The organism is Streptacidiphilus carbonis, from assembly GCF_000787775.1.
GTDB lineage: Bacteria > Actinomycetota > Actinomycetes > Streptomycetales > Streptomycetaceae > Streptacidiphilus > Streptacidiphilus carbonis.
In genome coordinates this window covers 4,304-28,030 of record NZ_BBPM01000029.1, presented here as the reverse complement: position 1 = coordinate 28,030, position 23,727 = coordinate 4,304, and the positions used below count along the sequence as shown (strand labels likewise).

The 23,727-nt window shown below is 72.9% G+C and carries 24 protein-coding genes; 10 read left to right on the top strand and 14 right to left on the bottom strand.

Annotated features, from left to right (window positions below):
• Window positions 1–3: 3 nt before the first annotated feature.
• Window positions 4–1,635 carry a DHA2 family efflux MFS transporter permease subunit gene (locus tag TR46_RS22225; protein WP_042404080.1) on the bottom strand — a complete coding sequence of 544 codons (1,632 nt, stop codon included), beginning with the start codon at window positions 1,633–1,635 and terminating at the stop codon, window positions 4–6.
• Window positions 1,636–1,793: 158 nt separating this feature from the next.
• Here TR46_RS22225 and panB point away from each other — a divergent pair, with 158 nt between their 5' ends.
• Together panB and TR46_RS22215 are read left to right on the top strand one after the other, a co-directional pair.
• A complete protein-coding gene (gene panB / locus TR46_RS22220; protein ID WP_042404079.1) occupies window positions 1,794–2,693 on the top strand; it encodes a 3-methyl-2-oxobutanoate hydroxymethyltransferase in 900 nt (299 codons plus the stop codon).
• A 302-nt stretch (window positions 2,694–2,995) separates the two neighbouring features.
• On the top strand, window positions 2,996–3,802 hold the full coding sequence (locus TR46_RS22215; protein ID WP_042404075.1) for a site-2 protease family protein: 807 nt from the start codon (window positions 2,996–2,998) through the stop codon (window positions 3,800–3,802).
• Between the two features lie 25 nt (window positions 3,803–3,827).
• On the opposite strand, the gene TR46_RS43195 is transcribed toward TR46_RS22215, so the two are convergent.
• Both TR46_RS43195 and npdG read right to left on the bottom strand, forming a co-directional pair.
• Window positions 3,828–3,989, bottom strand: a complete 162-nt coding sequence (locus TR46_RS43195) for a hypothetical protein (RefSeq protein WP_169790662.1) — start codon at window positions 3,987–3,989, stop codon at window positions 3,828–3,830.
• A gap of 129 nt (window positions 3,990–4,118) precedes the next feature.
• A complete protein-coding gene (npdG, locus tag TR46_RS22210) occupies window positions 4,119–4,829 on the bottom strand; it encodes an NADPH-dependent F420 reductase (RefSeq protein WP_042404073.1) in 711 nt (236 codons plus the stop codon).
• Between the two features lie 47 nt (window positions 4,830–4,876).
• Between npdG and TR46_RS22205 the strand changes: the two genes are divergently transcribed.
• Window positions 4,877–5,503 (top strand): hypothetical protein, encoded by a 627-nt coding sequence (locus TR46_RS22205; RefSeq protein WP_042404071.1) that lies wholly within the window; start codon window positions 4,877–4,879, stop codon window positions 5,501–5,503.
• A gap of 3 nt (window positions 5,504–5,506) precedes the next feature.
• Here TR46_RS22205 and TR46_RS22200 read toward each other — a convergent pair whose 3' ends face one another.
• The 6 genes from TR46_RS22200 to TR46_RS22175 form a co-directional block, all read right to left on the bottom strand.
• On the bottom strand, window positions 5,507–6,085 hold the full coding sequence (locus TR46_RS22200) for a hypothetical protein (protein WP_052433000.1): 579 nt from the start codon (window positions 6,083–6,085) through the stop codon (window positions 5,507–5,509).
• Window positions 6,082–7,503 (bottom strand): DUF58 domain-containing protein, encoded by a 1,422-nt coding sequence (locus TR46_RS22195; RefSeq protein ID WP_084718826.1) that lies wholly within the window; start codon window positions 7,501–7,503, stop codon window positions 6,082–6,084. Before TR46_RS22195 ends, TR46_RS22200 begins: the two co-directional genes overlap by 4 nt.
• Window positions 7,504–7,514: 11 nt before the next feature.
• Window positions 7,515–8,546 carry an AAA family ATPase gene (locus TR46_RS22190; protein WP_084718833.1) on the bottom strand — a complete coding sequence of 344 codons (1,032 nt, stop codon included), beginning with the start codon at window positions 8,544–8,546 and terminating at the stop codon, window positions 7,515–7,517.
• Between the two features lie 49 nt (window positions 8,547–8,595).
• Window positions 8,596–9,189, bottom strand: a complete 594-nt coding sequence (locus tag TR46_RS22185; protein WP_052432999.1) for a hypothetical protein — start codon at window positions 9,187–9,189, stop codon at window positions 8,596–8,598.
• Window positions 9,186–10,376: a DUF4129 domain-containing protein gene (locus TR46_RS22180; protein ID WP_152626607.1), complete on the bottom strand. Its 1,191-nt coding sequence runs from the start codon at window positions 10,374–10,376 to the stop codon at window positions 9,186–9,188. Before TR46_RS22180 ends, TR46_RS22185 begins: the two co-directional genes overlap by 4 nt.
• Window positions 10,377–10,556: 180 nt before the next feature.
• A complete protein-coding gene (locus TR46_RS22175) occupies window positions 10,557–10,745 on the bottom strand; it encodes a hypothetical protein (protein WP_042404064.1) in 189 nt (62 codons plus the stop codon).
• 151 nt (window positions 10,746–10,896) lie between these two features.
• Here TR46_RS22175 and map point away from each other — a divergent pair, with 151 nt between their 5' ends.
• Complete coding sequence (gene map, locus TR46_RS22170; RefSeq protein ID WP_439654382.1) at window positions 10,897–11,745, top strand: type I methionyl aminopeptidase; 849 nt, start codon at window positions 10,897–10,899, stop codon at window positions 11,743–11,745.
• A 152-nt stretch (window positions 11,746–11,897) separates the two neighbouring features.
• Here the strand turns inward: map and TR46_RS22165 are convergent, their stop codons facing one another.
• Window positions 11,898–12,623, bottom strand: a complete 726-nt coding sequence (locus tag TR46_RS22165; protein WP_084718825.1) for a bifunctional DNA primase/polymerase — start codon at window positions 12,621–12,623, stop codon at window positions 11,898–11,900.
• Window positions 12,624–12,737: 114 nt separating this feature from the next.
• On the opposite strand from TR46_RS22165, the gene TR46_RS22160 reads away from it, so the two are divergent.
• Entirely contained in the window at window positions 12,738–12,998 is a 261-nt protein-coding gene (locus tag TR46_RS22160) for a DUF8847 domain-containing protein (protein ID WP_042404061.1), read from the top strand.
• Here TR46_RS22160 and TR46_RS22155 read toward each other — a convergent pair.
• Entirely contained in the window at window positions 12,976–13,560 is a 585-nt protein-coding gene (locus TR46_RS22155) for a hypothetical protein (RefSeq protein WP_042404058.1), read from the bottom strand. The two genes, TR46_RS22160 and TR46_RS22155, sit on opposite strands and share 23 nt — an antisense overlap.
• Window positions 13,561–13,763: 203 nt before the next feature.
• On the opposite strand from TR46_RS22155, the gene TR46_RS22150 reads away from it, so the two are divergent.
• Window positions 13,764–15,368 (top strand): phytoene desaturase family protein, encoded by a 1,605-nt coding sequence (locus TR46_RS22150; RefSeq protein WP_042404055.1) that lies wholly within the window; start codon window positions 13,764–13,766, stop codon window positions 15,366–15,368.
• Between the two features lie 37 nt (window positions 15,369–15,405).
• Here TR46_RS22150 and TR46_RS22145 read toward each other — a convergent pair whose 3' ends face one another.
• On the bottom strand, window positions 15,406–16,116 hold the full coding sequence (locus TR46_RS22145; protein ID WP_201776436.1) for a TetR/AcrR family transcriptional regulator: 711 nt from the start codon (window positions 16,114–16,116) through the stop codon (window positions 15,406–15,408).
• 142 nt (window positions 16,117–16,258) lie between these two features.
• On the opposite strand from TR46_RS22145, the gene TR46_RS22140 reads away from it, so the two are divergent.
• From TR46_RS22140 to TR46_RS22125, 4 genes are all read left to right on the top strand, one after another.
• Window positions 16,259–18,295, top strand: a complete 2,037-nt coding sequence (locus TR46_RS22140) for an MEDS domain-containing protein (RefSeq protein ID WP_042404050.1) — start codon at window positions 16,259–16,261, stop codon at window positions 18,293–18,295.
• 134 nt (window positions 18,296–18,429) lie between these two features.
• Window positions 18,430–19,848, top strand: a complete 1,419-nt coding sequence (locus TR46_RS22135; protein ID WP_042404047.1) for an aldehyde dehydrogenase family protein — start codon at window positions 18,430–18,432, stop codon at window positions 19,846–19,848.
• 50 nt (window positions 19,849–19,898) lie between these two features.
• Window positions 19,899–20,978, top strand: a complete 1,080-nt coding sequence (locus tag TR46_RS22130) for a Zn-dependent alcohol dehydrogenase (protein WP_042404044.1) — start codon at window positions 19,899–19,901, stop codon at window positions 20,976–20,978.
• A 172-nt stretch (window positions 20,979–21,150) separates the two neighbouring features.
• Entirely contained in the window at window positions 21,151–22,764 is a 1,614-nt protein-coding gene (locus TR46_RS22125; protein WP_236655435.1) for a peptide chain release factor 3, read from the top strand.
• A 158-nt stretch (window positions 22,765–22,922) separates the two neighbouring features.
• Here the strand turns inward: TR46_RS22125 and TR46_RS41265 are convergent, their stop codons facing one another.
• On the bottom strand, window positions 22,923–23,255 hold the full coding sequence (locus TR46_RS41265) for a hypothetical protein (RefSeq protein WP_042404041.1): 333 nt from the start codon (window positions 23,253–23,255) through the stop codon (window positions 22,923–22,925).
• Between the two features lie 9 nt (window positions 23,256–23,264).
• Window positions 23,265–23,727 (bottom strand): hypothetical protein (locus TR46_RS22115; protein ID WP_042404038.1); only part of this gene is annotated, 463 nt, incomplete at its 5' end.

Sequence of the window (23,727 nt, the reverse complement as noted above, 5' to 3'; positions counted from 1 at the left end):
GGCCTATCCTGCCCTGCTCGGCTCCCCGGCCGGATCCGCGCCCCCGGCGGCCTCCCCGGCCGCCTCCCCCTGCTGGGCCTCGGCCGGCGGCCGGCCGGGCAGGAAGGAGAAGGCGATCAGGGCGCCGATCGCCGCCACCGACCCCGCGGTCACCGCGGTGATGTGCATGGCGTGGATGAAGGCGTCCTTGGCCGGGTCGACCAGGGCGGCGGCGCGCGGGCCGATCCGGTCCACCACCCCCAGGGTGCCCTCGATGGACTCCCCCGCCGGGGTGCGGTACTGCGCGGGCAGGGCGCTCAGCTTGTCCTGGATGCCGCTGCGGTAGCTGGTGGACAGCAGCGCGCCCAGCACCGCGACCCCGAGCGATCCGCCGACCTGGCGGAAGGTGTTGTTGACGGCCGATCCGGAGCCGGCCTTCTCCCGGGGCAGGGTGCCCATGATGGTGACCGTGGCCGGCGGCATCACCAGCGCCATGCCGGTGCCCTGGAAGAAGGAGAGCACCTCCAGCACCCAGATCCCGGTGTCCCGTCCCAGCAGCAGGAAGCCGGCGAAGGTGGCGGCGATCAGCAGCATCCCGGTGGCGCAGGTGGCCCGCACGCCGAAGCGGTCGACCACGAAGCGGGCCCGGGGCGAGACCAGCAGCTGCGCGGCGGCGAGCGGGAGCAGTAGCAGGCCGGCCTGCAGCGGCGAGTAGCCGCGGACGCTCTGCAGGTAGAAGACGCCGAAGAAGGTCACGCCCATCAGCGCGAAGAAGGTCAGCCCGACCGCGACCACGGCGGCGGAGAAGTGCCGGTTGCGGAACCAGCCCATGTCCAGCATCGGCGTGCGGCTGCGCAGCTGGTGCAGCACGAAGCCGGCCAGCACCAGGATGCCGACCAGGATCGGCAGCCAGGACTGGGCGACGGTGAAGTCGGCGACCTGGCCGCCCTTGATGATCCCGTAGACCAGCGCCACCAGGCCGACGACCGAGAGCAGCACGCCCAGCGGGTCCGGCCGGCCGGGGTTGGGGTCGCGGGAGTCCGGGACCAGCCAGACCATCCCGATCAGCGCCAGCACCACGATCGGGACGTTGACCAGGAAGACCGAGCCCCACCAGAAGTGCGCCAGCAGCAGCCCGCCCGCGATCGGCCCGATGGCGATGGCCAGGCCGACCGCGCCGGACCAGATGCCGATGGCCTTGGGCTGCTCCTCGCGTTCGAAGACGTTCATGATGATGGCGAGGGTGGCCGGCATCACGAAGGCGCCGCCGAAGCCCATCGCGGCGCGGTAGCCGATGAGTTCGGCGGGCGAGGCGGCCATCGAGCAGAGCAGCGACCCGGCGCCGAACACCACCATGCCGAACAGCAGGGTCTTCTTGCGTCCGAGCCGGTCGCCCAGCATGCCCGCGGTGAACAGCAGCCCCGCGAAGACCAGGGTGTAGGAGTTGATCGCCCATTCCAGCTGGCTCTGGGTGGCGCCGAGACCGGTGGGAGCCGGGCTGGCGATGGTCTTCATCGCCACATTGAGGATCGAGTTGTCGAGGACGACGACCAGCAGGCTGAAGATCAGTACGGTCAGGATCCCCCACCTGCGGCGGTGCACCGCCTCGGGGATCCGGCGTCCGGCGACGGCGGACGTCTGGGATGTGGTGGCCATAGGGACACGTTACCGCTATTTACGATACGGGTCCGTCTCGTATCGTAAAGATTCGGCAATGCCCCCGCTCTTTGCGGGGAGGCGACGACGTGTCAGCATGGAGGGGAATCCGGGGACGCCCTCCGCGGCGCCACGAGACGACCAACAGGAGAACAGCCATGCAGCACGGTTCGCTCCCGCCTGCCCAGAAGTCCGACGCCGCCGCCGAGAAGGCCGCCGCCGACAAGCCGCAGCAGTCCCTCTACGGCGGTGTCACCTCCCGCCGGGTCACCGTCCGCGACCTCGCCGCCGCGAAGCAGCGCGGCGAGCGCTGGCCGATGCTGACCGCCTACGACGCCCCCACCGCCGCCGTCTTCGACGAAGCGGGCATCCCGGTGCTGCTGGTCGGGGACTCGGCGGGCAACTGCCACCTCGGCTACGAGAACACCGTGCCGGTCACCATGGACGAGATGGTGATGATGTCCGCGGCAGTGGTGCGCGGCACCAAGCGCGCCATGATCGTCGCGGACCTGCCGTTCGGCGCGTACCAGGAGTCCCCGGCGCAGGCGCTGCGGAACGCCGTGCGGCTGATGAAGGAGGCCGGGGTCGGCGCGGTCAAGCTGGAGGGCGGCGAGCGGTCCGCCGCGGCGACGGAGCTGCTGGTGCAGGCCGGGGTCCCGGTGATGGCGCACCTCGGGCTCACCCCGCAGTCGGTGCACGCCTTCGGCGGCTACCCGGTCCAGGGCCGCGGCGACGAGGCGGCCCACCAGCTGCTCCGCGACGCCAAGACCGCGCAGGCCGCAGGCGCCTTCGCCGTCGTCCTGGAGGCCGTCCCGGCCGAGCTCGCCACCCAGGTGACCTCGTCCGTCCACATTCCCACCGTCGGCATCGGCGCGGGCGTCGGCTGCGACGCCCAGGTCCTGGTCTGGACGGACATGGCCGGGATGACCGGGGGGCGGGTCCCGAAGTTCGTCAAGCAGTACGCGGACCTGCGGGCGACGCTCGGCGACGCGGCACGGGCGTTCTCGGCGGACGTGATCGGCGGCAGCTTCCCGGCCGCGGAGCACACCTTCCACTGACGGGGGTTGCTGCCGGTTTCGACTGCGGCGGATGGATGGTCGGTCGCGCGGTTCCCCGCGCCCCTGATGCAGGTGCGACGTGCTGTCAGAAGCTCAGTTGCAGCACCCCAGGGGCCGCGGGGCTCTGCCCCGACCTCGTGGCGCGCCGGTGCGGATCCTCTCACTCCCCTGCACGGACCCCGTCGGTCGGAACGCACCACCGAACACGGTCGTTCCAGAGGTTGACACTCAGGTGTCGCTTGTCGCCGGGGGCGGCGAGACGGCATGATCGGCACTCCCCCGCGCTTCGGAGCCCTGCACTCATGACGTTCAACGACACCCGCCGCTCACCCACTGCCGACCGGAAGATCAGCGTGATCTTCTGGGTACTGGTAGCCGTCCTGGTCGCCTCCGGCTGGGCCCTGTGGAGCGGATGGGGCAACGCCAGGGTCGGCGTGTTCCTCTTCGTGGTGGCCGGCTGGCTGATCTCACTCTGCCTGCACGAGTACGCCCACGCCAGGACCGCGCTGCACGGTGGTGACATCTCGGTGGGCACCAAGGGCTACCTCACCCTGAACCCGCTGAAGTACACCCACCCGATCTACAGCTTCGTGATGCCGCTGATCTTCATCATCCTCGGCGGTATCGCGCTGCCCGGCGGTGCGGTGTTCATCGAGCGCGGACGGATCCGGGGCAAGTGGAAGCACAGCCTGATCTCGGCCGCCGGTCCGGCCGTCAACCTGGTGCTGGCACTGCTGCTGCTGATCCCGTTGAGCCAGGTCGGCCTGGACACCGCCCATCCGGCGTTCTTCTCGGCCCTCGGGTACCTGGCACTGCTGCAGCTGATGGCCGGCATCCTCAACCTGGTGCCGATGCCGGGACTGGACGGCTACGGGATAGTCGAGCCCTGGCTCTCCTACGAGAACCGGCGGGCTTTCGCGAACCTGGCCCCGTACGGGATGATGATCGTCTTCCTGCTGCTGTGGAACCCGACCGTCAACAACTGGTTCTTCAACGACGTGATCTACCGGGTGCTGGGCTGGTTCGGCCAGAGCGCGCTGTTCGCCTCGGTGGGCTCCAGCGCCTTCCACTTCTTCAACTTCCACCTCGGCAACGTCTTCGGGAGCTGAGCCCCCGGCGCGCGATCGGAGCGGCTCAGCTCCGGGCGCGCCGCAGCTGCACCCAGCCGACGTTGCTGGAGATGCCGGCCAGCAGCACCCAGACCAGGCCGATCCAGAAGCCCGCCAGCACCGAGACCACGGCGGCGACCAGTGCCAGGGCGGCGAGGACGAAGGCAAGCAGGGCGAAGCGGGGCATCGGGGACTCCGGGGAGCGGGACGACGGGAAGGGCCGGACGGGAACCATTGTGTCCGACCGTCCGGCCCGCTCCTTGCCCAGGGGGCTCCAGCGGGCTCCCCGAGCTCTCCCTGAGGGCTCCCGGCAGGCTCAGATGTCGGTGACCCGCAGCCCCGCGTGGGCCTTGTAGCGGCGGTTCACCGAGATCAGGTTCGCGACCAGCGACTCCACCTGGTGCGCGTTGCGCAGCCGTCCGGCGAACACGCCGCGCATCCCCGGCACCCGGTTGGCCAGCGCCTGGACGGCGTCGGTCGCGGCCCGCTCCTCGCCCAGCACCAGCACGTCGATCTCGACCTCGTCCACCGCCTGGTCCAGCAGCAGCACCGCCGAGAGGTGGTGGAAGGCGGCGGTCACCCGCGAGTCCGGCAGCAGCGCCGCGGCCTGCTGGGCGGCACTGCCCTCCTCGGGCTTGAGCGCGTAGGCGCCCTGCTTGTCGAAGCCCAGCGGGTTGACGCAGTCGACGACGATCTTCCCGGCCAGCTCGCTGCGGAGCGAGGCCAGCAGCTCAGCGTGGCCCTCCCACGGCACCGCGACGATGACGATGTCGCTCTCCGCCGCCGTGGTCGCGTTGTCCGCCCCACGCACGCCATGGCCGAGCTCGTCGGCCTTCTCCTGGGCGCGCTCGGCGCTGCGGGAGCCGATCACCACCTGCTGGCCGGCCTTGGCGAGCCGGTAGGCCAGGCCGCGGCCCTGCGGCCCGGTGCCGCCGAGGACGCCGACCACCAGGCCGGAGACGTCCGGCAGGTCGTACGGGCTGCGCGCGGCCGGGGCGGCGGTTGTGGTCTCTTGAGGTGCAGTCATTCCCGAATCCTCCCATCAGCGGCGCCGACTGCGGCAGCATGAGGGACATGGATGCGGCCAGGGTCACAGTGCTGCGGGAACTGCTTGCCGGTTCGGGCTGGCTGGAGCGGACCCAGGGGTTCGCCGGCGCGCTGCGCGGGGCGGTCACCCGTCCCGCAGCCGCGCCCGGCGGACTGCTGCTGGTCGGCACCGACGCGGAGGAGCCCTGGCACCTGGCCGCGCACCTGGACGACGAGGCCGCCTGGAGCGGACTGCCCGAGCTCTCACCGACCCTGCTGCGCCGGACCGTTCCGCCCGGGGCGCCGCCGCACCTCTCCGTCCCGCTGCGGCGACTGGAGCAGGCCGGACGCGGCGAGACGGTGCTGCTGGTGGCACCTGGCGCGTCCGACGGCGGCCTGCTGGAACGGGTCCACGGAGCCAGGCGCAGCGGTGCCACGGTGCTGGCCCTGGAGGCCGTGCCGGCCACGGCCGGCGGCGAGCTGCGCGGCCTGGCCCATGAGTCGCTGATCGTCCCCGACGACGACGGCGCACTGGACTTCGACGTCGTCCAACACCTCGTCAGCGCCGCCGCCGGCGAACCGTCCGTCCCCGCCCGGCGCGGCCGGGTGCTGCGCGGCGCCCTCACCCGCACCATCGAGCGGCTGACCGCCGCGCCCCCGCCGATGCGCTGGTAGGGGTCAGCGGCGGCGGCCCCGGGCGGTCATCGCGACCGCGACCGCCGCGGCCGCGGCGCCCAGGGCCAGTGCGGCGAGGAGGCGGGAGGACGGGCCCATGGCGGTGGTCGGGAGCAGGGCCGCGGCCAGGACCAGCGCGGTGGCGCCGTAGGCTGCGAGCAGGGTGAGCGGGCGGCGCAGCAGGCGGAGCCCGGGCGGACCGGCTGCCACGGCGTCGACCGCCAGCAGATAGGTGAGCAGCAGCGCCGCGTCAACGGCGGCGAGCCAGCCCGGCGGCGGGTCGGTCGCGGCCAGGACCACGCACATCACCGCGAAGGCGGTGTTGCGGTGCCGCGCCAGCCTGGCGTACCAGCGGTGGCCGCCGGCCACCGGACGCGCCGTCAGCGGGGCCGCCGCGACGAAGGCCAGGACCAGGGCGGCCAGCGGCACGACCAGGTCGGGGGCGGGCCGGCCGGCCCATGCGGTGGGGTCGGTGACCAGCAGCGCCAGCGCGCAGCCGAGGAGCTGGATCGGCCGGTCGAGGGTGGGCGCGGGCGCGGGCGCGGGCGCGGGTTTGGGCGCCGGGGCGTCGGTGGTGGTCAACTGACCCTCCCTGAGAGGCGGCTGCGCAGCAGCGGGGCGAGCGACAGGTCCAGGGTCTCGCCCAGCCAGGGGACGACCGGGATGCCCTTCTCGACCAGGCTGAAGCGCACCGCCTCGCGGTCCAGCCGCCACAGTCGCAGGGCGAGCCGCTCCACCGCGTCCTCCTCGGAGATCCGCGGGTCGCCGACCGGGATCTCGACCACCGCTATCGGGTTGCCGCGCTCGGCCAGGCCGCCCAGTACGTCCATGATCCGGTTGTCGGCGAGCGGCGTCACCGCGTAGACCAGCGCGCCGTGCGGCAGCGCGGGCGGGGGGAGCCGGCTGAGGTCCGGGGTGTGGAAGGTGAGGTCGCGGCGGACGTCCAGGACGGTCTGCACGATGCGGTAGAAGTAGGCGTCGCCGGTGCCGGGTTGCAGCCAGTGCAGTTTGCCGCCGACCGAGACGATGCCGACCCGGTCGTGGCTGCGCAGATAGGTGCGCACCAGGCCGGCCGCGACCCGCAGCGACTCGTCCAGGCTGGAGGCCCCGGTCACCGGGTCGGCGACGTCGCTGAAGGCGTCCAGCAGCACCACGGCGTCGGCGGTGCGCTCGGCCGCGAACTGGTTGATCTGGATGGAGCCGCGCCGGGTGGTGGACGGCCAGTGGATGCGGCGCTGGCGCTCGCCCCAGACATGCGGCCGCACGCCGATGACCTCGATGCCCTCGCCGGACTGGCGGGCGGTGTGCTCGCCCAGCCGGTCGGGCAGCCGGACCGGGATCGGGGTGAGCGTGCCGTCCGCCGGGACCGGGAAGACCTCGATGTCGCCGAGGTCGACCCGGACCGTGCTGCGCATCAGGCCGCCCGCGTCGTAGAGGTCGAGGTCGACCACCCCGAGCGACCAGCGGCCCCAACGGGCAGCGGTGAAGCCCAGCTTGACGGCGGGTCCGGACACGTCCACCGAGACCAGCTCGGTGCCGGGGCCCGGTGCCACTCCCGGGTCGATCCAGCCGACCGTGCCGTCGAAGCGGACGGTGACCACCGCGGTGACGGTCTCGCCCTCGAAGTAGCGGCGCGAGGCCACCTCGGCGGTGGCCGAGGCCCGGTCCGGACGGCCGCCCAGGCCGGCCAGCACCAGCAGGCAGGCGGGTCCGACGGCGAGCGCCAGCAGCCAGGGCTGCCCGGTCAGCACGGCGGCGGCCGTGGCCGCCGCCGCGACGGTGGCCAGCCGCAGCGCCCGCTCGGACGGGCGCGGGCCCTCCGGCCTGGGGTTCGGCGGCTCCGAGTTCGGCTGGTGCACCCCCTCGCCGCCGAGGGCGCGGCGCACCTCCGGCGGGAGCAGCGGCGCCGGGGGCGCGACGGGGCCGGCTCCGCCCGCACCGGCCCGGACCGACCTGCGCTCCGGCCTGCGGTCCTGCCCGCCGTCCTGCCGCCCGGACATCCGACCCACCGTCATGCCTGCGGCGGGACGGCGCGCGGGGCCGTCCTCGGCGTGGTGCGCGGTGTGGGCACGGTCTCCGCCACGCTCGCGATGACGTCGTCGGCGCTGATCCGGCGCACCCACAGCTCGGGCTTGAGGCTGATCCGGTGCGCCAGCGCGGGCACCGCCACCGACTTGACGTCCTCCGGGGTGACGAAGTCCCGTCCGGCCAGCACGGCCCGGGCCCGGGCCAGCTGCACCAGGGCCAGCCCGCCCCGGGGCGACGCGCCGACCTGGATCTGGGCGTGCTTACGGGTGGCGTCGATGAGCGCCACGATGTAGTCGACCAGGTCGTCGTCGATCTCGACCCGCTCCAGGCTGTCCCGCATCGCCAGCACCTCGGACGGGTCGGTCAGCGGCTTGAGCACGGCCTCCGGGGCGGACCGGTCCAGCCGCGCCCGCAGCATCGCGGCCTCGTCGGCGACCGGCAGGTAGCCCATCCTGACCCGCAGCAGGAAGCGGTCCAACTGGGCCTCGGGCAGGGTGTAGGTGCCCTCGTACTCGATCGGGTTGTCGGTGGCGATGACGACGAAGGGCGAGGGCAGCCGGCGGGTGGTGCCGTCCACCGAGACCTGGGCCTCGGCCATCGCCTCCAGCAGCGCCGCCTGGGTCTTCGGCGGGGTGCGGTTGATCTCGTCGGCGAGCAGCAGGTTGGTGAAGACCGGGCCGGGGCGGAACACCATCTCACCGGTGCGCTGGTCGTAGAACGGGGCGCCGGAGACGTCGGAGGGCAGCAGGTCGGGGGTGAACTGGATCCGGCTGAAGTCCAGGCCGAGCACGGTGGCGAAGGACCGCGCCAGCAGGGTCTTGCCGAGTCCGGGCAGGTCCTCGATCAGCACGTGCCCGCCGGCCAGCACGCCGAGCATGACCAGCTCCAGCGCCTGGCGCTTGCCGACCACGGCGCGCTCGACCTCGGCCAGCACCTCGTGCGCGCGGCTGCCCGCCTGTTGGGGCGTCAGGACCGGGGCGTCCTGCTGGCTCACGGTGGTCACGGCGCTCCTCATGTCCGGGACGGACGGTTCGGCTGTGGACGGTGTCAGGTCGGGCGTCACGTCACATCTTTTCCAGGCGTTCGACAAGGGCGGTGAGGACGGCTCCGCTGATCGGCTCGGGTCCGAGCCGGGGATCGACCCGGCGGGCGGCGCGGGTCGCCCCGCGGGCGGCGCCCGCGGCCGCCGCCCGGCCGACGTCCAGCGGATGGCGGTCGGTGCGGCGGGAGGGGTCGATCCAGGGCCACAGCTCCGGGCCGATGATCGCGGCGGCCTGCCGCGGCTGGGTCTCCAGGGAGACCCCGTGCCGTTCGGCCAGGCGGACCGCGTAGAGCCGCTGCAGCAGTGGGCGCAGGTGCAGCTCGTAGCCGCTCATGGAGTCGCGGGCGTCCTCGATCGCGGCGTCCCAGTAGCGCAGGGTCGGCTCCCGGCTGCCGACCAGGTGGACCTTGCGGCGGTAGTCGCTGTCCATGGCCTGGGCGCCGTGGACGTAGCGCACGCCCACCAGCCCGGCGACGACGAAGACGCCCGCCCCCGTCGCGGCCCCCGGCAGTCCGCCGACCAGGGCCAGCGCCACCTCGGAGCAGAGCACCGCGACGCCGAGCCAGAGCAGGGACTCCGGCAGGACGCCGAGGCGCGGAACGGCTCGCGGGCTCATCGGGTCCGGGCCCCCTTCGACATCGTCACAACCGCTTCCCCGGCCGCAACCGCCTGCTCGGCCAGGACCGCCGCCGCGGCTGCGGCCTCGGCCTCCTGGCGGGCGGCGTGCTCCGCCAGCCGGGCGCTTATCTCGTCGAGCGCGGCGCGCGCCCGGAGCAGATCGGACTCGGCCATCGGATGGGTGGAGTAGCGCGCCTCGCGGAACAGCGCGGCCAGCCGGTGCGGCGCGGAACCGCTCAGCAGTCCTGCCTCCGAGGCCCGGCGCAGCAGGTCGGCGGGGCTGTCGGCGGCATGGCGGCGCACCCCGCCGGCGATCAGGGACTCCTCCATCGCAGCGTAGCAGGCGATCACCGCGGCTCGGACGTCCTCGCCGCGCAGCGCCAGCCGCCCGGCCCTGACCGCGTCGCCGAGCGCGGCGCTGTCGTCGTCCTCCAGCGGGAGCGTCGACCGGAGCGGCGGCGGAGGTGTTCGGCGCGCCTGCAGCCAGCGGCTGACGAAGAGCACCAGCACGATCACGGCCGCTATCACCAGCAGGCCGACCAGCACCAGCAGCACCTCGCCGACCGGGAAGGGGTGCGAGGCGTGCTTCTCGGCCGGTGCGATGCTGGGCAGGGGCATCGGGGTGGGGGGTGGGGCCGCGCCGGTCGGCGGCATCGCGGTCGGTGCGGGCGGCAGGTCCGGCGGACCGGTGTGGGTCATCCCGAGCACGGCCACCGCGGCGGTGGTGCCCACGCCGATGATGCCGAGGGCCGCGGTGGTCAGGCTCTGCAGCCGCTCCTCGCGGGGCGTCCCCATCGGTCGCTCGCCCTGCCGGGCCTGGTACTTCGCGACGAGGTACAAGCCGCCGGCGAAGACCGCCAGAGCGACCAGCAGCCAGAGGCCGTGCAGCACACCCACCCCGCCGAGCGCGGCGGAGCGCCCGGCGCGCAGGCACACGGCCGCCACGGCGGTGCCGACGACCAGGCCGAGCAGCAGCAGGGGGGCGCGGGCGCTGCGGTGGGCGGCACCGGCCCGGTCGGAGTCAGAACGGGGGTCCGGGAGACGCGGGTCTGCGGGACGGGGGTCCGCGGGACGGGGGTCCGCGAGACGCGGGTCTGCGGGGCGGGGGTCTGCGGGGCGGGCGTCGGCAGGCTCTGATCTGGAATCAGCGATCCGCCGCCGTGCCGCCTCTGACCTGTCCGCCACCCGCGTGCGCCCCCGCCGTGCCCGTACCGTCACCGGCGGCGGGAGCTGGGTACCCGCACCGGTCTCGACGGCCACCCTGGCACGATCAGCACCTCAACGCCAAGGACTGTCCGCGATGTCCGTAATGCCAGCCCCTTACCGCCGGATCACCCGGGGACCACCGGGGGTTGACCGGCGCACTCACTGCCAGCGGGGATCGTTGTCCCACTCCTCGTTGCGCTCCTTGGCCTTCTCCAGCGCCCGTGCGGCCTCTGCCTCGGTCGCATACGGCCCGAGCCGGTTGCGCGCCGGGCAGACCATCCCCTGCTCCACGGTTTTGTGCTTGAGGCAGTAGAACCAGCCCTCGGCCTTGTCCGCACCGTCAGCCATGATCTCTCTCCTTCTCCTCGGGGGCGTCCCCCGGGTCGTCCCCTCGGTCGTCCCCTCGGTCCGCTCGTCCGCCATCAGCATCCTGCCCACCCCGTCGCGCCGCACTCCGGACGCATCAGGAGGCCGGGCCGCTCTCGCTAGGATTGGCGGTATGGCTCCCCTCGTTCCCGGCACCCTGTCGCCCACCCGCAGCGTCCCTGCGCACATCCCGCGCCCCGAGTACGTCGGCCGCAAGGGGCCCACCCCCTACACCGGCCCCGAGGTGCAGTCCGCCGAGACGATCGAGAAGATGCGGATCGCCGGCCGGATCGCGGCCAGGGCCATGGACGCCGCGGCGGCGGCCATCGCACCCGGGGTGACCACCGACGAGTTGGACCGGATCGCGCACGAGTACATGTGCGACCACGACGCCTACCCCTCGGACCTGGGCTACCGGGGCTTCCCCAAGTCCATCTGCACCTCGGTCAACGAGGTGATCTGCCACGGCATCCCGGACTCGACCGTGCTCCAGGACGGCGACATCGTCAACCTGGACGTCACCGCGTTCATCCACGGGGTGCACGGCGACCTCAACGCCACCTACCCGGTCGGGAATGTCGACGAGGAGTCAAAGCTCCTTGTCGAGCGCACCAGGGAGGCCACCCGGCGCGGCATCGCCGCGGTCAAGCCGGGCCGGCAGATCAATGTCATCGGGCGGGTCATCGAGTCCTACGCCAAGCGCTTCAACTACGGCGTCGTGCGGGACTTCACCGGGCACGGGATCAACACCGCCTTCCACTCCGGCCTGATCGTGCCGCACTACGACAGCCCGTACGCGACCACGGTGATGCAGCCGGGGATGACCTTCACCATCGAGCCCATGCTCACCCTGGGCACCTACCAGCACGACATGTGGGCGGACGGCTGGACCGTGGTCACCAAGGACCGCAGGCGCACCGCGCAGTTCGAGCACACGCTGGTAGTGACGGAGAGCGGCAGCGAGGTGCTGACCCTGCCGTGAGCGGGGGTTCTGCTCTGCTTTCGGGTGCGGACCGTGCCTGGCTGGTCGCGCAGTTCCCCGCGCCCCCGAGGGGTGCAACTCGCCCTCAGCGGGTCAGTTGCAGCCCCATAGGGGCGCGGGGAACTGCGCGGCCAACCAGGCACGGTCCGCAGCTAACCGATGAGCCAGTGTTCTCCCACGGCGACGGCGCCGACCGCCGTGCACGCGTCCGTGAGGACGTCCAGCACCCGCAGCGGGTCCGGCAGGGGGCGGTCCGGGTCCCGGACCCAGCTCACGGTCGAGCCGTCGGCTAGACGGGACGGCGGGAGCAGGACGTAGCTGCCGCGGGTGTGCCACCGCAGGCCGGGGTGTTCGGAGACGTCCTCGGGGCTGGTGTCCAGCTCGGAGGTCCACCACTCGTCCTCGTCCAGCACGGAGCGGCTGGCGGTGAAGAAGAGGTAGCGGTCCTCGCCGATCGCGGCGACCGGGCCGACCGCCACGCCCAGGCTGTCCATCTGCTCCAGTGCCAGCCGCCCGGCCTCCGCAGGCACGTCCAGGACGTCGTGGCTGCGGCCGGTCGCGGTGACGGCGTTGGCGTCCGGGTCGCGGGACAGCCAGCGGGTGACCTGTTCGATGTCGCTGGAGGCCTGCGACTGCCAGGCGAAGGAGAGCGGGTGCTGGGCGGGGGCCGGACAGCCGACCCGCCCGCAGGAGCAGCGGTAGTCGACGGCGTGCGCGGCCGGGGCGACCGGGAAGCCGGCGCGGACGGCGCGCAGCAGCTGTTCCAGGCGGGATTCCAGACGGGCCGCAGCCTCCGCGGCGCCCAGCGGAGCGGTTTCGCGCGCGCCCAGCACCGAGCGCCTGCGCCACCAGTTGGATCGCCTGCCCGCGGATTCCATCGAGCCCCTCTCGCCACCGTACGCACTCCAGGGTTACCGGAATGTGTACAGAGCAGGATACGGGTGCGACGGGGGTGGTGTGTGCCAAGGGCCGGAAGTGGGAAGCTGTGCTCCATGCGCCGAGCCCGGGTCCAGTTCGTGGGAGGGCCGCTGGACGGCAGGGTCTCGGCGGTCCCGGTCAACCTGGCCGAGCGGGTGCCGCCGGAGCACCGCACCACAGTGCCCGCCCGCGACGGCGGAACGGCCCAGACGCTGGTCTACGTCCGGGAGCCGTACCGCACGGCGGACGGGCGCCGGCAGTGGCGCTACGCCTTCGCGCGGGCCGAGGCCGGCGCGGCGGACGCGGAGGACGTCAGCTCGTCACCATCTGGGTGAGCTGGCTGCTCGAGGGAACCTTGTCGGTGACGTTGAGGCCGTTCTGCGAGCCGGCCTTCTTCACCCCGTCGACGACGCTCTGGACCTGGTTGAAGTCGGCGTCGGTGGCGTTGCCGCCCTTGATCTTGCTCGGCAGGCCCTTGATGCTGTCGACCGCGGACGACAGCGCGTCCGTCGCCTTGGACAGGGTGGGGTCGCCCTTGGCGTCGTTGAGCGCGGCCTTCAGCCGGTTGTAGGTGAAGGCGCCCGCCAGGCCGCCCTTGACCAGGGCGAACGTCCGGCCGTTGGCGCCCTTCTTGAAGGTCCCCGCCTTGAACGGCTTGTAGAGCCACTGGTACGCGGCTCCGGCCGCCAGGCTCGCGTTGGCCACGAACTTGGTCTTGGCCAACTTGACCCGGTCGGCGCTGCCGGTGGGCGTCGCCCCGGCCGCGACGCCGACCCCGGTGACGGTGCTGCCGGCATTCTTGCTGCTGCTGGAACAGGCGGGCAGCACCAGCAGCGACGCGGCCAGCGTCACCGCCACGAGCGCGCTGCGGGTGCGTAGGCGGGTGTTCGTGAGCACGTCAGATCCTCCGGAAGAGCTTGCTGTTCTCGGATTCCCCCACGCTCACACGCGCCCCGCCGGGCGGCGACCCGCTACGGCCCGAACGGGTGACCGCCTCGCGGCACCGCCGACCGGCCGCGCAACCGGACGCCCGCCCGGCCGTGCGTCCGGCCGTGCGCAGAGGTCTGGCCGGGGGTTCGGCAGCCTGGTAGGAAGTGCGAATGGACGATTCCCCTTCCGCGGTCCCGCGTCCGCAGCACCGCCGGTACGACGTGGTGGTGGTCGGCGGCGGCCACAACGGTCTGGTCGCGGCGGCCTATCTGGCCCGGGCCGGACGGAGCGTGCTGCTGCTGGAGCGGCTGGGGCACACCGGCGGCGCGGCCGTCTCGGAGCAGGCCTTCACCGGGGTGGACGCCCGGCTGTCGCGCTACTCCTATCTGGTCAGCCTGATGCCCGAGCGGATCCGCGCCGATCTGGGCCTGGACGTGGAGCTGCGGCGGCGCAGGTTCTCCTCGTACACGCCGGTGCAGCGGGACGGGCGGTCGACAGGTCTCCTCGTCGACAACGGCGACCGCGGGGCCACCGCCGAGGGGTTCCGCCGACTCACCGGCTCCGGGCGGGAGTTCGAGGCCTGGCAGGAGTTCTACGGACGGACCGGACGGGTCGCCAGGGCGGTGTTCCCGACCCTGACCGGGCCGCTGCCGACCCGGTCCGAGCTGCGCAAGCGGATCAGCGACGACCACGCCTGGGAGTCGCTGTTCGAGCGGCCGCTCGGGGAGGCGGTCGAGTCGTCCTTCGCCGACGACCTGGTCCGCGGGGTGGTCCTCACCGACGCCCTGATCGGCACCTTCACCCACGCCCACGACCCCTCGCTGCGGCAGAACCGCTGCTTCCTCTACCACGTGATCGGCAACGGCACCGGCGACTGGGACGTCCCGGTCGGCGGGATGGGCGCGGTCACCGACGCGCTGGCGTCGGCCGCCCGCCGGGCCGGGGCCGAACTGCTGACGGGCTGTGAGGTGATCGCGGTCCGCACCGATGGCACCGCGGCCGAGGTGGTGTTCGGCTGCGGCGGCGAGGAGTGGCGGATCGACGCGGACCAGGTGCTGTGCAACGCCGCGCCGCGCGAGTTGGAACGGCTGCTGGACGAATCGCCGTCCGGGCCCGATCCAGAGGGCTCACAGCTGAAGGTCAACATGCTGCTGCGACGACTCCCCCGACTCCGCGACCGGGACGTGGATCCAGGCGCCGCCTTCGCCGGCACCTTCCATGTCGCGGAGTCCTACCGGCAGTTGGCCGAGGCCCACCGTGAGGCCGAGGCGGGCGCGGTGCCGTCGGCGGCGCCCTCCGAGCTGTACTGCCACTCGCTGACCGACCCGTCCATCCTCGGCCCGGACCTGCGCGCACAGGGGTACCAGACGCTGACCCTGTTCGGACTGCACCTGCCGGCCCGGCTGTTCGCCGGCCCCGACCACGACGCCGTCCGCGAGGCGGCGCTCAGCGCCGTGCTCGCCCGACTCGACGCCGTACTCGACGAACCGCTGGCCGACTGCCTGGCCGTGGACGCCGACGGCAGGCCCTGCCTGGAGGCACGCAGCCCGCTCGACCTGGAGCGCGACCTCGGCCTGCCCGGCGGCAACATCTTCCACCGCGATCTGGCCTTCCCCTTCACCGAGGACGACGCCGACCCGGACGCGGCCCCCGGCCGCTGGGGCGTCGCGACCGCCCACCCCAACATCCTGCTCTGCGGCGCCGGCGCGGTCCGCGGCGGCGGCGTCAGCGGCATCCCGGGCCACAACGCCGCGATGGCGGCGCTGGGCTGGTGAGCGCTCGGCTGGTGAGCCCGGCGCGTGAACTCCCGTCTCACTCCCCCGAGGAGCGGTAGCGGGCACCGTGCAGGCGGGGTTCCAGGCCGATCCAGATCACCGACATCAGCCGGCGGGCGGTCTCCTCCGGCGGCTCCGGCCCGGTGTCCAGGACCCAGCCGGCCAGGGCGTCGGCGGCGCCGACGATGGCCTGGGCGACGGCGGCGGCCTCGCCGCGGTCCGGGCGCTCGCCCGCGCGCGGCGCGGGGACGGAGTCCAGCGCCGCCCTGCGGACCAGCGCGGTGACCGCTGCGGTGACCTGGCGGCGGCACGCGGCGACCTCCTCCACCACCGGCTCGCCCTGCGCCCTGGCCTGCTGGTAGAGCACGATCCAGCTCTCACGGTGCTCGGCGACGAAGGCGAAGAACGCGGTGAGCCCGCGCCGCAGCTGCTCCCCCGCCTCCAGACCCGGTTCGGCCGCCTGGCCGACGGCCTCGATCAGCCGGTCCGCCTCGCGCCGGATACACGCGGCGAAGAGCTCCTCCTTGGACCCCAGGTAGAGGTAGAGCATCGGCTTGGAGACCTGGCATTCCTCGGCGATCTCGTCCATCGAGGCCGCGTGGTAGCCGGAGCGCGAGAACACCCGCACGGCGGCGTCCAGCATCTGCTGCTCGCGCTGGGCCCGCGGCACCCGCTTGGCCTTGGGCGCGGGCACGTCCGCGGGCGCGCCGGTGGCACTCTTGGCAGCGGGGTGTGCATCCGATCGCATTGGGTGAGTCTATGGGTTCGCGGCGGACCGGATTCGCCCGGAGCAGCCATCGAATTCGGCCAAGCTGCTGACCTGATCTACCGGTCCGCCCTAGATTTGGGCCATCCGCGGCATTCGGATGCCGCCGGCAGGAGGAGGCCTGATGGCCACCGTCCAGCAGCCGCCCGTGCCCGTCGGCGCGGTGCGGCCCAACGACCACCTCTGCTTCGTCTTCGGCGACGAACGCGAACGCGCCGCGGTCACCGCGGCGTTCGTCCGCGACGGGGTGCAGTGGCACGACAAGGTCATCTACATCGCCGAGGACGACGGCCCCGCCCTGGCGCGGGTGCGGGAGACGCTCTCCGGCGCCGGCATCGACGTGGACGGGTTGACCGCCACCGGTCAGCTGATGATCATCCCGGCCGACCTGGTCTACATGATCGACGGCTACTTCGACATCGACCGCACCGTCGCCATGATGGACGCGCTGATCGAGCAGAGCGGCGTCGAGGGCTACCGGCTGCTCCGGGTCACCGGCGAGACCGGCTGGGTGCCCCGGCACGGGATCACCATGGCCCAGATCGTCGCCTACGAGCAGGCGGTCTCCCCGCTGGCCGTCGGCGGCAAGGTGCTGGCGCTCTGTCAGTACGACCACCGCGCCTTCGCCGCCGCGGACATGGCGGAGGTGGACGCGGCCCACAACGGCAGGGCCGCCGAGAACGCGCAGTTCGAGGACGGCGAACTGGTCATCCTGCGCCGCCACGGGGCGACTCCGGGGCTGGGGCTGAGCGGTGCGGTCGGCGACACCGGCCACTCCCCGCTGGCCCAGGCGCTGAAGGCGGCCCTGGCTGACGGAGCCGAGACCGATCAGGATCTCCATGTCGACATGTCAGGTCTGGACTTCATCGACCTGGAGGGCCTGCGGCTGCTGATGGCCACCAGGCAGGACCTCAGCGACGGCCGCTCACTGCACCTGGAACGTCCGGCCGCCCACGTCCGACGGGTCATCAGGATGGCCGGCTGGGACACCCTGGACAGCTTCCGCTCCACCGCCCCGGACTTCCGGCACCAGGTCTGTGTCTACGGCTCCGACGAGGAGTTCCTGGCGATGGCGCTGCCCTTCGTCGAGGAGGGCTTCCGACTCGGCGAACCGGTGCTGGCCGCCACCACCTCCGCCAATCTGGAGCTGCTGACCGAGGCCCTGGGCGAGCAGGCCGACCGCCTCGACTTCGCCGAGACGGCGTACTTCGGCCGACGCCCGCCCCAGCGCGTGGCCGCGTTCGAGCGCTACTGGCGCCACAGCAGCGCCCCCGACGGCGGCGGCACCAGCCGTGCGAACGGCGCTGCGCGGCGCCGTCACGTCCGGATCATCGCCGAACCGGTGTGGGCCGGCCGCTCCCGGGCCGAGGCCGCAGCGTGGAAGCAGATGGAGTCCCAGCTCAACGCGCTGCTGACGGACACCGACATCTGGATGATCTGCCCCTACGACTCCCGGATCGCCGGCCCCGACGTACTGGCCGACGCACTGCGCACCCACCCGCAGCGGATCGACGGCACCAGGATCTCGGCCTCCGACGACTACCTGGAGCCGGTCCACTTCCGCGCCCAGAGCCCGGCCGCCGCACCGCTGGACCCGCCGCCCACCCGCGCCGCCCGGCTGTGCTGGAGCTCGCCTGCCTCCGGCAGCGCCCGGCTGCGCGGCTTCGTCGCCGACCACGCGATGAAGCTGGGCCTGGAGCGGGAGCGCGCCGAACTGCTGGTGCTGGCTGTGGCGGAGGTCGCCCGACTGCTGGGCCACGCCGCCGCGGAGGCGGAGGCAGATGCGGAGGCGGGGATCCCGGACGTTCCGGAATCCCCGGAGGCCCGGGAGACTCCGGGGGAAGCCCCAGGAACCCCGGAGGCCCCGGAGCCCTCCGGCTCCACGGCGACCGTCGCGATCTGGTCCGGCGCACGGACCGTCTCCGTGGAGCTGACCCAGCCCGGCCCGCGCCCCGCCGACAGCGTCCTGGACGATCCCACCCTCGGCTACCGCCTCCCCCGCCCGGACGGCCCCCGGCCCGGCGAGGGGCTCTGGCTGGCCCGGCAGATCTGCGAGAGCGTGGAGGTCAGGGCGTCGGCGACCGGCTGCACCGTGCGAATGGAGCTGGCCGGGGCCAGAGCGGAGGAGCTACGGCAGCGGGAGGCGCCCTTCCCGTCATGACTGTCCCGACCGTCCTGACGGCGCGTGCCGACGGTGACGGGCGGCACGCGCCTCGGCACTTGCGTCGGAGCCGCCCGCAGCGATTAATTAGCATTGCTAGTTAACGACGGCAGCCGTGACGGAAGGACCACCTGGTGCAGCAGCATGGAGATCAGTACATCGGCGGCGAGTGGGTCGCGTCCCTCGGGGCGGACACCATCCCCGTACTGAACCCGGCGACGGAGGAGGTCATCGCATCCGTCCCGGCCGGGACCGCCGAGGACGTGGACGCCGCCGTGCGCGCCGCCCGCGCGGCGGCCCGCAGCTGGGGCGCGACCAGCCCGACCGAGCGCCTGGCGCACCTGACCCGGCTGCGCGACGGCCTCGCGGCCCGCCAGCAGGAGATCGCCGAGACCGTGGTCGCCGAACTCGGCTCGCCCATCGGCTTCGCCACCGCCGTCCAGGCCGCGCTCCCGCTGGGCGTCGCCGGCAGCTACCTCGACATCCTGGCCGGATACGAGTTCACCGAGCAGGTCGGCAACTCCACCGTCTACGCCGAGCCGGCCGGCGTGGTCGCCGCCATCACGCCGTGGAACTACCCGCTGCACCAGGTCGTCGCCAAGGTCGTCCCAGCTCTGGCGGCAGGCTGCACCGTCGTGCTGAAGCCCGCCGAGGACACCCCGCTGGTGGCCCGGCTGTTCGCCCGGATCGTGCACGAGGCCGGCTTCCCTGCCGGGGTGTTCAACCTGGTCACCGGCGTCGGCGCGGTCGCGGGCGCGGCCCTGGCCGCCCACCCGGAGGTCGACCTGGTCTCCTTCACGGGCTCCACCGCCGTCGGCGCGAAGATCGCCGAGACCGCGGGCGGCGGCATCAAGCGTGTCGCCCTGGAGCTCGGCGGCAAGTCCGCCAACGTGGTCCTGCCCGGCGCCGACCTGGCCCGCGCCGTCAATGTCAACGTCGGCAACGTCTTCGCCAACTCCGGCCAGACCTGCACCGCCTGGACCCGGCTGCTGGTGCACCAGGACCAGTACGAGGAAGCCGTCGCGATCGCAGCCAAGGCCGCCGCGAAGTACGTCCCCGGTGACCCGGCCTCCCCCGACACCCGCCTCGGCCCGGTGGTCAACGCCAAGCAGCGGGACCGGGTCCGCGGCTACATCGAGACCGCGGTCGCCGAGGGCGCCCGGGTGGTCGCGGGCGGCCCGGAGGCCCCCGAGGGCCTGGCGACGGGCTTCTACGTCCGCCCGACGGTCCTCGCCGACGTCGCCCCGGACGCCACCGTCGCCCAGGAGGAGATCTTCGGCCCGGTGCTGTCGATCCTGTCCTACCGGGACGAGGCCCACGCCCTGGAGATCGCCAACGGCACCGCCTACGGCCTGGCGGGCGGCGTCTGGGCCGCCGACAACGAGACCGCCGTGGCCTTCGCCCGCGGCATGGACACCGGCCAGATCGACATCAACGGCGGACGCTTCAACCCGCTCGCCCCCTTCGGCGGCTACAAGCACTCCGGCGTCGGCCGCGAGCTGGGACGCCACGGCCTGGAGGAGTTCCTCCAGCCCAAGTCCCTGCAGTTCTGAACCCGGCCCCCTGCGTTCCGGCCCCCTGAGTACTGAGAAAGGCACGAGTCATGGTCCGCGCCGCCCTGCTCTCCTCCGTGGGAGCCCCGCTCGACATCATCGGGATCGCCCTTCCCGAGCCCGGCCCCGGCAAGGTCCGGGTCAAGCTGGCCGCCGCCGGCGTCTGCCACTCCGACCTCTCGCTGGCCAACGGCGTGCTCCGGGCCAAGACCCCGGTGGTCCTCGGCCACGAGGGCGCGGGCACCGTGGTCTCCGTCGGCGAGGGCGTGGCCTCGGTCCGCCCCGGCGACCCGGTCGTCCTCAACTGGGCCCCTGCCTGCGGCCACTGCCACCTCTGCGCGATCGGCGAGCCCTGGCTCTGCGAGAACCAGTACGCCGCCTCGGTGGAGACCTACGCCGCGCTGCCGGACGGCACCGGCCTCTACCCCGGCCTGGGCGTCGCCGCCTTCGCCGAGGAGACGATCGTCAACGAGAACGCGATCATCCCGCTGCCCGAGGGCGTCCCGCTGGCCTCGGCGGCACTGCTCGGCTGCGCCGTGCTCACCGGCTACGGCGCGGTCCACAACTCGGCCCGGGTGCGGGCCGGCGAGTCCGTGGTCGTCTTCGGCCTGGGCGGGGTCGGCCTGGCCGTCCTGCAGGCGGCCAGGATCGCGGGCGCGTCCCCGATCATCGCGGTGGACGTCACCCCCGAGAAGGAGGAGCTGGCCCGGCGGCACGGCGCCACCGAGTTCCTGCTCGCCGACGAGCAGACGCCCAAGGCCGTCCGCAGGCTCACCGGGGGCAACGGCGCGGACCACGCCTTCGAGTGCGTGGGCCGCAGCACGACCATCCGCGCGGCCTGGTCCTCCACCCGCAAGGGCGGGCGCACGACGGTGGTCGGCATCGGCGGCAAGGACGACATGGTCTCCTTCTCGGCCCTGGAGGTCTTCCACTTCGCCCGCACCCTCACCGCCTGCGTCTACGGCAACAGCGACCCGGTCAAGGACATCCCGGTCCTCGCCGAGCACGTCCGCGCCGGACGGCTCGACCTGGACGCCCTGATCACCGACCGGATCACCCTCGACGAGATCCCCGAGGCCTTCGCCCGCATGTCCGCGGGACGCGGCGGGCGCTCCTTGGTGATCTTCTGAGCAGACACCAGCCAGGCACGACCCAGGGGCGCGGGGAACTGCGCGGCCAACCATGCACCTCCATAGAGGGCTGGCAGAGCAGTTCCCCGTGCCCTGCGTGGTTCGACGCCGGGGCTGGTTCCTCGTTAAGGTGGTTTGTTCCCCCGCATGCCCGAGGACCGAGGAAATCACCGTGAGCTCCGATCAGCCCGCCAGCGCGACCCAGGTCCTCCAGGAAGCCTCGCGGCGGCGAACCTTCGCCGTGATCAGCCACCCCGACGCCGGTAAGTCCACCCTGACGGAGGCCCTCGCCCTGCACGCGCAGGCGATCACCTCCGCCGGCGCCGTCCACGGCAAGAGCGGACGCAAGGGCGTCACCTCCGACTGGATGGAACTGGAGAAGGAGCGCGGGATCTCGGTCACCTCCGCCGCGCTCCAGTTCGGCCACCGCGACCATGTGATGAACCTGGTCGACACCCCCGGCCACGCCGACTTCTCCGAGGACACCTACCGCGTCCTCTCCGCCGTCGACTGCGCCATCATGCTGGTGGACGCGGCCAAGGGCCTGGAGGAGCAGACCCGCAAGCTGTTCTCGGTCTGCCGCCACCGCGGCGTCCCGGTGATCACCTTCATCAACAAGTGGGACCGCCGCGGGCGCGAGTCGCTGGAGCTGCTGGACGACATCCAGAACATCCTGGACATCACCCCGGTCCCGGTGGTCTGGCCGGTCGGCAACGCCGGCAACCTGCGCGGACTGGTCGAGGCGGGCAACCCCGAGCAGATGCGCCGCTTCACCCGCGTCCCCGGCGGCACCCACAAGGCCGAGGAGGAGAAGCTGACGGCCGATCAGGCCGCGGAGCAGGAGGGCGAGCTCTGGCAGACCGCCCTGGAGGAGATGGAGCTGGTGCTCTCGTCGGGCCCCGGCTGGGACGAGGAGGCCTTCCGGGCGGGTCACATCACCCCGGTCTTCTTCGGCGCCGCCCTCACCAACATCGGTGTCGGCCTGCTCCTGGACGCAGTGGTCGACCTGGCCCCGGCCCCCGGCCCGCGCCCGCTGGCGACCACCGGCACCCGTCCGGTGGAGTCCGACTTCTCCGGCCTGGTCTTCAAGATCCAGGCGAACATGGACCCGGCCCACCGCGACCGCATCGCCTTCGTCCGGGTCTGCTCCGGCGTCTTCGAGCGCGGCATGTCGGTCACCCGCGCCGCCAGCGGCCGCTCCTTCGCCACCAAGTACGCCCACACCGTCTTCGGCGCGGAGCGCACCGTCGTCGACACCTCCTACCCGGGCGACGTGGTCGGCCTGATCAACGCGACGGCGCTGCGCGTCGGCGACACCCTCTACACCGGCAGGAAGGCCGAGTTCCCGCCGCTGCCGGCGTTCGCCCCGGAGCACTTCGCGGTGGCCCGCCCCAAGGACATCAGCCGCTCCAAGCAGTTCCGCAAGGGCATCTCGCAGCTGGACGAGGAAGGCGTGGTGCAGGTCCTGGTCTCCGACCGCCGCGGCGACCAGGCCCCGGTGCTGGCGGCCGTCGGCCCCATGCAGTTCGACGTCGTGCTGCACCGGATGGAGCACGAGTTCTCGTCCCCCATCGCGCTGGACTACCTCCCCTACAACATCGCCCGCGTCACCGACGCCGAGGGCGCGGCCGTCCTGGGCCGCAGCCGCCTCGTCACCGGCGAGGCACTGACCCGCCGCTCGGACGACGTGCTGCTGGCCCTGTTCGGCGACAAGTGGCAGATGAACAGCTTCGTCCGCAGCAACCCGGATGTGAAGCTGGAGACCCTGATCGCGACGGCGGACTAGGCATTTCGGCCGCGGCGTGTGCCTGGCTTGTCGCGCAGTTCCCCGCGCCCCTGGATAGTGCAACTTACCCACAGCGGGTCAGTTGCAGCCCCCCAGGGGCGCGGGGAACTGCGCGACAAGCCCCCTACAGCCCGCACCCGAGAACAGACGGAAGCCCGTCAGCGCCCCCAGCGGCTCCCGCCTCCCCGCTCCTCCCGGGCCACCTCGTCCACTGCCTCCTTCGCCTCCCGCAGCCCCACGCGAGTGGTCTCCCGGTACGCCTTGATCGCCTGGATCAGCTTGTCCTGCCGAACAAGGGCCATCACCTCGGGCATCCCCCGCGGATCGGTCGCGGAGTACGCAACCGGAGCCGCATCCACCGGCGCCCCCGCCCCCGCCAGGGCGCCGCCGGCGCCGATCCCCAGGTGCGCCATGATCGCGTCGAGCTTGGCCTCGATCTCCGCCAGCCGCTGATCCGTCGTCCGAATGTCGATCTTGTCGAACATATCCATGGTCAGAACCTATGACACAGACCCGCGCTTCCGCGCTCCCCTCGGCTTGTAGACCGAGAGCGCAGTCGCCGTGGTGTAGAGCGCCCCCGCCACAATCGGCGCCGCGACCAGGCTGTTGCCGGACCCTCCCGGCCCGCCGCCGGCCACGCAGTTGGCCACCGCCCGGTCCATCTGCGGCAGCAGCGCGAACGCCGTCGCGACCAGCGCGACCGACGTCAGCACCAGCTTGATCACCACCCAGCGGTACCGCAGCAGCCCCCAGTAAGTCCCCAGCGACAGCACCACCCCGGACGCCGCGGCGATCACCGCCACCGGCAGCACCACCGCGTACCCGAGCAGGTCGATAGCCCGGTACACCCCCAACTGCCCGACCCTGGGCGTGAACCAACGCCCCGTCACCCCCAACGCCAGCAGCCCGAAATCCAGCCCCAGCCACCCCACCGACGTCACCACATGGAGCAGCACCCACAAC

Bases quoted from the DNA above. Each gene is read 5' to 3' on its own strand.
- map (WP_439654382.1), top strand. From the start codon at position 10,897: ATGGCTCCCCTCGTTCCCGGCACCCTGTCGCCCACCCGCAGCGTCCCT.
- TR46_RS22145 (WP_201776436.1), bottom strand. From the start codon at position 16,116: ATGCGATCGGATGCACACCCCGCTGCCAAGAGTGCCACCGGCGCGCCC.
- TR46_RS22205 (WP_042404071.1), top strand. From the start codon at position 4,877: ATGGATGCGGCCAGGGTCACAGTGCTGCGGGAACTGCTTGCCGGTTCG.
- TR46_RS22160 (WP_042404061.1), top strand. From the start codon at position 12,738: ATGCGCCGAGCCCGGGTCCAGTTCGTGGGAGGGCCGCTGGACGGCAGG.
- TR46_RS43195 (WP_169790662.1), bottom strand. From the start codon at position 3,989: ATGCCCCGCTTCGCCCTGCTTGCCTTCGTCCTCGCCGCCCTGGCACTG.
- TR46_RS22225 (WP_042404080.1), bottom strand. From the start codon at position 1,635: ATGGCCACCACATCCCAGACGTCCGCCGTCGCCGGACGCCGGATCCCC.
- TR46_RS22175 (WP_042404064.1), bottom strand. From the start codon at position 10,745: ATGGCTGACGGTGCGGACAAGGCCGAGGGCTGGTTCTACTGCCTCAAG.
- TR46_RS22190 (WP_084718833.1), bottom strand. From the start codon at position 8,546: ATGAGGAGCGCCGTGACCACCGTGAGCCAGCAGGACGCCCCGGTCCTG.
- npdG (WP_042404073.1), bottom strand. From the start codon at position 4,829: ATGACTGCACCTCAAGAGACCACAACCGCCGCCCCGGCCGCGCGCAGC.
- panB (WP_042404079.1), top strand. From the start codon at position 1,794: ATGCAGCACGGTTCGCTCCCGCCTGCCCAGAAGTCCGACGCCGCCGCC.
- TR46_RS22185 (WP_052432999.1), bottom strand. From the start codon at position 9,189: ATGAGCCCGCGAGCCGTTCCGCGCCTCGGCGTCCTGCCGGAGTCCCTG.
- TR46_RS22215 (WP_042404075.1), top strand. From the start codon at position 2,996: ATGACGTTCAACGACACCCGCCGCTCACCCACTGCCGACCGGAAGATC.
- TR46_RS22165 (WP_084718825.1), bottom strand. From the start codon at position 12,623: ATGGAATCCGCGGGCAGGCGATCCAACTGGTGGCGCAGGCGCTCGGTG.
- TR46_RS22140 (WP_042404050.1), top strand. From the start codon at position 16,259: ATGGCCACCGTCCAGCAGCCGCCCGTGCCCGTCGGCGCGGTGCGGCCC.
- TR46_RS22150 (WP_042404055.1), top strand. From the start codon at position 13,764: ATGGACGATTCCCCTTCCGCGGTCCCGCGTCCGCAGCACCGCCGGTAC.
- TR46_RS22195 (WP_084718826.1), bottom strand. From the start codon at position 7,503: ATGTCCGGGCGGCAGGACGGCGGGCAGGACCGCAGGCCGGAGCGCAGG.
- TR46_RS41265 (WP_042404041.1), bottom strand. From the start codon at position 23,255: ATGGATATGTTCGACAAGATCGACATTCGGACGACGGATCAGCGGCTG.
- TR46_RS22130 (WP_042404044.1), top strand. From the start codon at position 19,899: ATGGTCCGCGCCGCCCTGCTCTCCTCCGTGGGAGCCCCGCTCGACATC.